Origin of the sequence: Corynebacterium sp. HMSC08F01, from assembly GCF_001807545.1 — a bacterium.
GTDB lineage: Bacteria > Actinomycetota > Actinomycetes > Mycobacteriales > Mycobacteriaceae > Corynebacterium > Corynebacterium coyleae.
Genome location: NZ_KV789328.1, coordinates 1 through 8,424 on the forward strand (window position 1 = coordinate 1; position 8,424 = coordinate 8,424).

Below are 8,424 nucleotides of genomic sequence, written 5' to 3' on the forward strand. Positions count from 1 at the left end.
CTCAAACGGAACAAAACCTGGGACACTTCAGTTTTCTTTTCAGAAGATATCGGCCCCGTCCTTGCCCCTTAGTAGTGCTCCACTGCGTACATCACGACACCCTGGTACAGATCACCGTCAACTGGCAACGAGTGCCCGACGAACTGTGAGCGAACCACCTCGAACACGTTGGAGGTTCCACGGTTCGAAAGTGCGTCATCGAGTGAGCGGGCGAGTTCTTCCTCAACAGTAGAAGCACCAGCGTGCATGAGCATTACATCGAGAAGGTCCTGGATACGACGTTCAACCGGCGACTCGTCCTGGGGTTCTTCCGCACCACCGATGAGCGCGTCGTCCGGCACTGCGATCCCGCGCGCCTTGTCCTCCATCGCAGCAACGGCAAGACGAGACATTGCTGCGGTGAGAACGTTCAGCGCGTCTTCGCCACCGAGCATGAGGTTAGTGAACTGCTCGTGCTCAGCGTCGGCGCCCAAGATTGCGGAAAGCACTTTGTCGCGAAGTTTCGGTGACTTCGCCAACGCCTCCTGCGGGTTCTTGGTGGCAAGGGCTTCCACTTCTTCGTCGTTAGCTAACGCCTCCCACACGGCATGAACCATGCGGGTATTCGCCGAGTTGGACATGTCGATGCCTGCAGCGGAGAACAGCTCGTTGACCTGCTCCACTGCTTCGCGGAATGCACCTTGCAGTGGATCCCCTGCCCCACCGGTAGAGACACGTCCATCAAACCCTGGAACAGGGAGAGGTGCCCGCGAATCCTCGATGTTGAGTTTCAGCTCAACGCCTGTTTCAACGTCACCCATGACCGCGGTCTTCACTACCTCGACGCCGGTGACGTAGTCCTCCTCGCGTGCTTTCTTGCCAAGCTTGAGGTTGCGCGCGAGCAGGTCGGCGAAGATCGCACGCTTGTGCAGAGTGATGTCTTGGAAGTCGATGAACTGGCTCAAGAAGTCCCACGCGTGAACGTACTTCACCAGGTTCGCACGGAAATCTGTGGCCACTGCTTCGTTGTCTTTGTCCCTGGAGATCAAAGCACCTCCGTAGAACTCGGTCCACCGGGTAATGATTGGATCGATCCCGATTCGGATCAGGCTGTCTTTCTTTTTTACGTCAATGTCCCGGTCCATCACCGTGTCGGCGATCGCTTCCATCTCCTCGACGTCGTAGAACTGGGAGGTGTCCAGTACGCGAGCAAGATCTGCAAGTACGTCGGGGTCTACCTCGGTGTCAATAGACGCCTGCGAGTAGTACGGCTGGAACGAGTGAAGAATCGTTTCGGGGTCATTGACGAAGTCGACGACGAAAGTCTTGGTCTTATTCTTCGACGGCATCGTCCTGTTCAGACGCGAGAGCGTCTGCACCGCCATCACGCCGGACAGTGGCTTATCCACGTACATCGCTGACAGGCGAGGTTCGTCAAAGCCGGTCTGATACTTGTTAGCCACGATGAGGAACTTGTACGCCGCACCGTCGAACATCTTCGTCGTTTCCATCCGACGATGCCCCTCAGGTGCGTTCTCGTTGTTGAGGGAGGATTCCGTAACGATCTCCTCGATGTCCTCGTCCTTGGACACGTCGAGCGAACCAGAGAACGCCACAAGTGCTTCGAGCCCGTGGTATTTCGGATTGGACTTGATCACGTCCTGAACCGCCCGGAACCAGGTGTATGCGCTCATGCGGTCGTCGCAAACGACCATTGCTTTCGCGGTCGATCCGAGCAGGAAGCGCACGTTGTTATTGAAGTGCTCGACGGCAACTTCGGCCTTGGAGTGGATCGTCTTCTCGTGGGAGCGAACGAAATGCTTGAGTGCAGATTTTGCCTCGCCAAGAATCACGTCGTCTTCGCGGCCAAGTTGGTCTTCGATCTTGGCGTAGAGCGATAGTGAGATGTAGTTCTGGAGCACATCCAGAATGAAGTTCTCGTCGATTGCCTGTGCCATGGAGTACAGGTCAAACGCCACGTACTTCTCTGGATTGTTCGGGGACGGCTCGCCAAACACGGCAAGCGTCTTCGCCTTGGGTGTTGCGGTCAACGCAACGAGCGTGACGTTCGACGACCGCGCGACCGCCGAGTCTCGCTGCTGCTGCAGACGATCCTTTTCAGCACGCGTGAGCTCGCCAGACGGAGTCGAACCAGCAGGGACGCTGAGCGCTGCGCCACTGTCGAGCGCCTCTTCGTCTTCAATATCCGCAGCCGCTCGCGTTGCCGCTTCCGCAAGCTCGTCGGGAGTATCCGACAATGTCTCGAGCAGCGTGCGCGATGCCTTGCCGTGCTGGGACGAGTGAGCCTCGTCGATAATGACCAGCCAGCGGCGGTTTCGCAGTTTCGGCGAACGGTCAATCGTTTGCGCCAGTGCCGGGAAGGTCTGCAGCGTACAGGACAAAATGCGCTTGCCCTGGGTGAGATAGTGGTTGAGTTTCTCCGACTTTGAGGTGTCATCGCTGGTGATGTTGATGACCATGCCTTCAGAGGCCTGCAGAAGTGAAAGTCCGTCCGCGACGTTCTTATCCAGCACGGTGCGATCCGTAACGACGATTACGCAATCGAAAAGTTTCGTCCCGTCTTCGTGGATCATCTTGTTGGCACGGTGCGCCAACCACGCAATCGTTTTCGTCTTACCGGAACCGGCAGAGTGCTGGATCAGGTAGCGCCGACCGGTGCCGTTGCTAGCGACATCGCTGGTGACACGTTCCACAGAGCGCAATTGGTGGAAGCGTGGGAAGATCAGGCGACCCTCGTTGCCCTTCGTGGACGGCTCCCACAGTGCGTAATCCTTCAGGATGCGCAGCAGCAGATCTGGTGAGCACACCCACTCCCACAGGTAGGAAACGTTGTACCCGTTGGGGTTGTCAGGGTTACCAGCGCGGCCTTCCTCGGTTCCCTGGTTGAACGGAAGGAAGACAGTATCGGCGCCGTTGAGTTCCGTGGTCATCATGACTTCACGGGAGGACACTGCGAAGTGGACGAGGCAGCGGCCGGGGTTGAGCAGCGGGCGGCTGGAGCGATTCGGCTTGCGGTCGTGCTTGTACTGCTTGACGGCATCGTCAATCGACTGCGTGTTGTCAGTCTTGAGTTCCATCGTGATCACGGGGATGCCGTTAACCAGCAGCACAAGGTCAATCTCACCTAGGCCACCTTTTTCAAAGTGGACTTGCTGCAGCACGCGTAGGCGGTTTTCCTTCGCCTTGTCGATCACATCCGTCTTCGCCGGGTCATACGGGTAAAAGCCCGCCATATCCGGGAAGTTCACGGTGCCAAGGTCTGTCTGTGTAAACGAGAACCCATCTCGCAACGTGCCCAGTAGTCCGCCGTTGACCTTCTTAGTGATGCCATCCAGAATCGGCGTGTAGTCGAGCTCCTTGGTCAGCCGCTTTAGCAGCCGGTACTCACGAGACTTTCGCTCCGTGTCGTTCGCGTTTTCAGGAATAGCACGCTCGTATTGCTCCGGATACTGGGTTTTCAGCCAGTGGAGTACGTCTTCGGGGAACAGTCCAAGTTCGGGGTCGAACCCCTTGTCGTTGGCACCCTCGTTCCAGATCCAACCTTGACTGTTGAGAGATCGGCAGATGGTCAGTTCCATCGCTTCTTCAAGAATCGGGTTCACCATGATTAGACCTCTTTCCGCCCCGTAACGACTTCAGTGATCAGCGCGGTCTTTCGCGCTTTGAGGCTCTCGATGAGTTTCGTTGACTCCTCGGCGAGAGCCTCCATGCGCCCGAATTCGCGATCCAATTCCGCAGTTAATTCCTGCTGCTTCTCATAAGAGTGATAAGGAATCGTCACCCGCAGAAGTTTCTCGGTTGAGATGCTCGCAACAGTTGAACCAAGTGAATCTAACGCGATCTCTTTCTTGGTTCGAGACGAGCTCAGTGCATAAAAAAGATAGTGAGTATCAAGCTTTCCAGGAGTCGGAGTAAGTGCGTAGATCCCTTCCTTCATGCCCCAGTTTGTCGGTGTCTCGGAAACGATTGCTGTTTTCCCAATGCTCCCGGTACCGCAGAAGAGAAGGTCCCCTGGAATCAAACGCGTTCTTTCCTGGATCATCGCAACGGCGTCAGCACCGATCCTGACAGTGCTGTCATCGATTTCAATCCGCTTGCCTTTAAGTTCCCGCACGGTGATGTAATATCCCTCGGCCCCCGCAGGAGACAGAGTGAAATTCTGCCGTGGGTTCATTCCTGTTCGAATCTCGTTAATGAAGTAGCCCAGCGGAATTCGATCTGTATTTTCCAGAACGCTGTCGATTACTATCGACCTGCGGTTCTCGAGGTCTCTCTTTAGAGTCTCGAATTCCTCGATCAGCGCCTCCATCTCGCCGATTTCCTTCTCGAGATAACTGGCAATTCGGCTCTGCTGGTCAAAGGAAGGAATCCAAGCCTTAATGCCGAGCAAGTCGGACGAATTTACGCGAGGAGTGCGAACCCCACCGTCGCTACCTACGCCGATCCCCCTAAGAAGAGGGCGCACTTTAGTCTCGATGAAGTCTCTGCTTCCAATCAGGAAACTCAGAAAGTCGGAATTCTCTCCTTTTTTGGGCCTAAAGGTTGCATAGTCCGGGCTTACAATGCCAGATTCGCGCGCAACCCCCACAGCTCCAGAAGTTGCACTCATCCGATTTAGAACAATGTCACCTTGCCGGACGGACTTATAGTTTTCGAATGACTCCGCTCGTGCAATTCTTTCAGGATGCAAATCTTCAAATCGCAATACACCTTTGGTCATCGAAACTGACAAAAGAGGTAAGTCGTCACACCGGTGTCCCGCTCTAGAATTTGTTTCTTGCATCGCGGTCCATAGGGCACGATTAGTCATCAGACCGCACCTTCCTGAACATGTCGTAAATTCGATCCAGGGACGCAGCGATATCCGCGTCCAACTCTTCCAAGGAGCGGGACTCTTCCGGCTTGTAGAACAGGCGCGTTAACGGCAACTCCGTTCCCACCTTTGTCAAGGACTCATCCCACTGCATATCGGGAACAAACGGAAGCACTTCACGCTCCATGTGCTCGGATACGCCCTCAAGGTACGGCACACGCTCGATCACCTTGGTCGATGCATCTACGACTGGGTTGCCCTTCTCATCAAGGGAAGCTGGTGCGTTCTCATCTTCAACGGCAAGCGCTTTCATGATGTGCTTGAGCAATGGTGCGCCCATCTTCACGCCATGTTCCTTCGCGGAAGCCTTCAGCGCCTCCGGGAGATCGTTGTACTCGCGCCCTTCCATTTCGCGGATGACTGCTTCATGCTCCGGGAATGCGGACTTGTGCTTCATCGCTTCTGCCACAGTTTCATCCGTGACACTTACCGCGTAGTGCGCCAGCTTGAACATCGGCACATCGCGGTAGGTCAGATCGTCGGCAGTGACGATGATGGAGCGGTCATTCTCCTCAAAGTCCTTATAGATCTTGGTAATTTCGCGGATGTCGTCTTCCGAGAACTCGACGCGCTTCTGTCCCATGTTCTTCCGCATTGGAGCACACATCTCGGTCGCGTCGATGAACTGGATCTTGCCACGGCGACGTGGTTCCTTGTTCCTGTCAAGGATCCAGATGTAGGTAGCAATGCCGGTGTTGTAGAACATGTCATTTGGGAGCGCGATGATCGCGTCCAGCACTTCAACGCCGCCTTGCGCACCGATCAAGTACTTGCGGATGCTGTCCGGACCGCTTTCCGCGTCCCCTGTGAACAGCGGAGAGCCGTTGGTAACTACGGCTGCACGCCCGCCCTTCGTTGGGCCATCAGCCGCAGCGAGTTTGTGCGCAATATGCATCAAGAACAACATCTGCCCGTCACTAACTGCGGGAAGTCCTTCTGCGAAGCGTGGATCGCCCTGCTCCTGGAGTGCCTTGACGTCCTTCTGGAACGCCTTCCAGGATGACCCGTACGGCGGGTTCGCCATGATGTAGTCAAATGTTTCATCGGCGAACTGATCGTTGGTCAGGGAGTTGCCAAACTTCAATACTTCTGGGTTCTTGAACCCTTGCATGAGCAGATCAGACTTGCCCATGGCGAAAGAAGATTCTTTGAGCTCTTGTCCTGCAACGACGATCTCAATACCTGGGTTGATTGCGCGCAGCGCGTCACGCGCAGCGATGAGCATGCCGCACGTACCGGCGGTGGGGTCGTAGACGGAACGGATGATGCCGTCTTCCTCCAGTTCCGCGTCATCCGAGGTGAACAGGATGGACGTCATCAGACGAATCGCGTCGCGCGGGGTATAGAACTCACCGGCGTCTTTCGCTTTTCTGGCGAAGGAACGATACATCAGGTTCTCGAAGATGTCGCCCATCGTCTGGTCTTGAAGCGCCTCGTCGGACATGTCGATGGACGCAAAGTGGTTCACCACATTCCAGAGTTGGTTATTACGGTCGAGGAAGTCGATGAGTTTCTCAAACTCGAACGCTTTCCAGATCTCTTGGATATTTGCAGAGAACGCCCTGAGGTACTGCTCCAGTCCTTCCTTCAACGTGTCGTCGGAAGTAGCCAGGCGCTCGAGAGACAACTCCGAGGTGTTCCAAAAGCGAAGCTTGAACATGCTCTCGATCATGAGGTTCACGATCGAAGGGTCTGTTCCCTTCACGTTCTCCCGGTGAACAAGATCCAGAACGTCTTTCTTCGTCGATTCCAGTCGCCCCTCGAGACGGCGCAGCACCGTGAACGGAATGATGTAGTCACCGTAATTCTCGGCCGGAACGATCAAGCGCAGGTAATCGTCGGCAGTCTGCCAAATGGCGGCATTGAGGCTATTGACCTTGGCAGTTTGCTTCGGCGTGATCGAATCCAGGATCTCTGAGGTGTCAGTCATCGTTGCTTCCTTATGAATCTGTAGACGCCTGATTGTCCCACAGGAATCACTCATTTTCAGGCAACAAATATTGGTGTTTCACCGCACGAGCGGGAGGTTTGCAGCGCAGTACCGCTAGCCAAACAAACCCCTGCACGCTCCCCCGTTGTACGCGTGAACACATTTCTCTTTACCTTCCTGCAAATCACAAATTAAGGCAGGCTTTGACTAGGCACGGGTAGTCGTCCTTCACGTGGCGTACGGGGATAAACCACAAAGCAAGAAGCGCAAGTGCGGCGATCACCCCAGCTGGAACGGAGTAGAACACGAGCCATCCGCCCACCCCAAACAGAATCCGCCCTACTGCAAAGAACGCCGCCCCTAACAGGCTCAGGATAAGCGCCGCGACGGAGTTGATACGGACATTCCGGCAGTTCATGCACCACATCATACGGCGGAAGCCATGGGCTGTATCTCAATCAGCCAAAGTGACGAGGCAGCGAATGAGGCGCCTTAGAGCAGCACAACGATGACCACCAGCACTGTGATGGCAGCGTCCAGAAGTCCGACGATCTTCGGCGTCCATGGCTTCTCACGACGTGCGCCGGTGATCGGCATCAGCGTCGCCCGCGCGAGCAACACGACGGCCACGACGATGATCGCTGGGTGGAAAGGATGCCCGCCGGTTACGAGCACGGCGACGACGGCAGCGACAAGCACGACGACGTGATAGCTCACCGACCCGATGAACCAGGGCCTGGAGCCGCGTTCACGGATGAGCGTCTTCACGTAGGGCACAGTGCCGACGAAGTACGCCAGGTACACGGCAAATGCGGCCCACGCCTCCACATCCAGGCCTCCCCCGGCCCAGGCGGCCACCGGCAGGATGAGGCAGGCTGCTACGACAGTGGAAACACCCGACAACAGCGACCTCGGACGCCGCTTCCATGCCTCGAATACGGCTATGGCCACCAACGGTGCGAACGCCGGGACCCACATGAGAAGCCGCCAGTCGAAGATCAGCGTTGTCACACCCGCGACCGCCGCGAGCGACCCGTAGACCAAGACCGGGGGCCGGTTGCGTTCGCGGAAGCGCGAACGGATCCAGACGCTGCCGGCGAAAAAGGTGAAATAGCCGAGCCACCAGGTCAGCAACAGAGGAATCGCAGTCCACGACGGCGCCAGAATGACGCCGGTGATAGCGGGGACAGTGACCATAAACCAGGCGCCGTGTTGGTCGGGCACCCAACCGGGTGAGCGTCGGCGTGTGCGGGGGTTGCGCGACACGCTACGCTGCGCCTGGCTCTTCGACATGTTTTCACCCTACTGATGCGAATCCGTGATGGGCAATTGGCGTGGTCTTTTCCGTCGATTCGAAGCACCCGGCACCGTCGCGCGCTTCAGGCCATTCGCGTCCTAAAAACCACAAAGCCCCGACCCAAAGTGGATGAGACGCGGTGGCAGGCCTAGCGTTAGTCCTATGACGTTGCCAAAGTTCGGTCCCGCTTGGGCCGGCGCTTTAATGGGAACCTCGATTGCGTCGAGTTTGACTGAGTTACATGGATTTCATGTAGCCCAGGTAGTTTTTGCGCTCATCGCGGCGGGACTCCTTGTTGTGTTCACGGTCGGCGTGCGCAATGAG

The 8,424-nt window shown here is 56.3% G+C and carries 5 protein-coding genes; all 5 read right to left on the bottom strand.

Features of this window, described 5'->3' with window-relative positions:
• Window positions 1-68: 68 nt before the first annotated feature.
• On the bottom strand, window positions 69-3,605 hold the full coding sequence (locus HMPREF3171_RS11120; RefSeq protein ID WP_070484973.1) for a type I restriction endonuclease subunit R: 3,537 nt from the start codon (window positions 3,603-3,605) through the stop codon (window positions 69-71).
• 2 nt (window positions 3,606-3,607) lie between these two features.
• Entirely contained in the window at window positions 3,608-4,810 is a 1,203-nt protein-coding gene (locus tag HMPREF3171_RS11125; protein WP_083292089.1) for a restriction endonuclease subunit S domain-containing protein, read from the bottom strand.
• Window positions 4,803-6,803 (bottom strand): type I restriction-modification system subunit M, encoded by a 2,001-nt coding sequence (locus tag HMPREF3171_RS11130; RefSeq protein ID WP_070484975.1) that lies wholly within the window; start codon window positions 6,801-6,803, stop codon window positions 4,803-4,805. Before HMPREF3171_RS11130 ends, HMPREF3171_RS11125 begins: the two co-directional genes overlap by 8 nt.
• Window positions 6,804-6,987: 184 nt before the next feature.
• Window positions 6,988-7,221: a hypothetical protein gene (locus tag HMPREF3171_RS11135; RefSeq protein WP_141743406.1), complete on the bottom strand. Its 234-nt coding sequence runs from the start codon at window positions 7,219-7,221 to the stop codon at window positions 6,988-6,990.
• Between the two features lie 74 nt (window positions 7,222-7,295).
• On the bottom strand, window positions 7,296-8,096 hold the full coding sequence (locus HMPREF3171_RS11140) for a YwiC-like family protein (protein ID WP_371326163.1): 801 nt from the start codon (window positions 8,094-8,096) through the stop codon (window positions 7,296-7,298).
• Window positions 8,097-8,424: the final 328 nt, after the last annotated feature.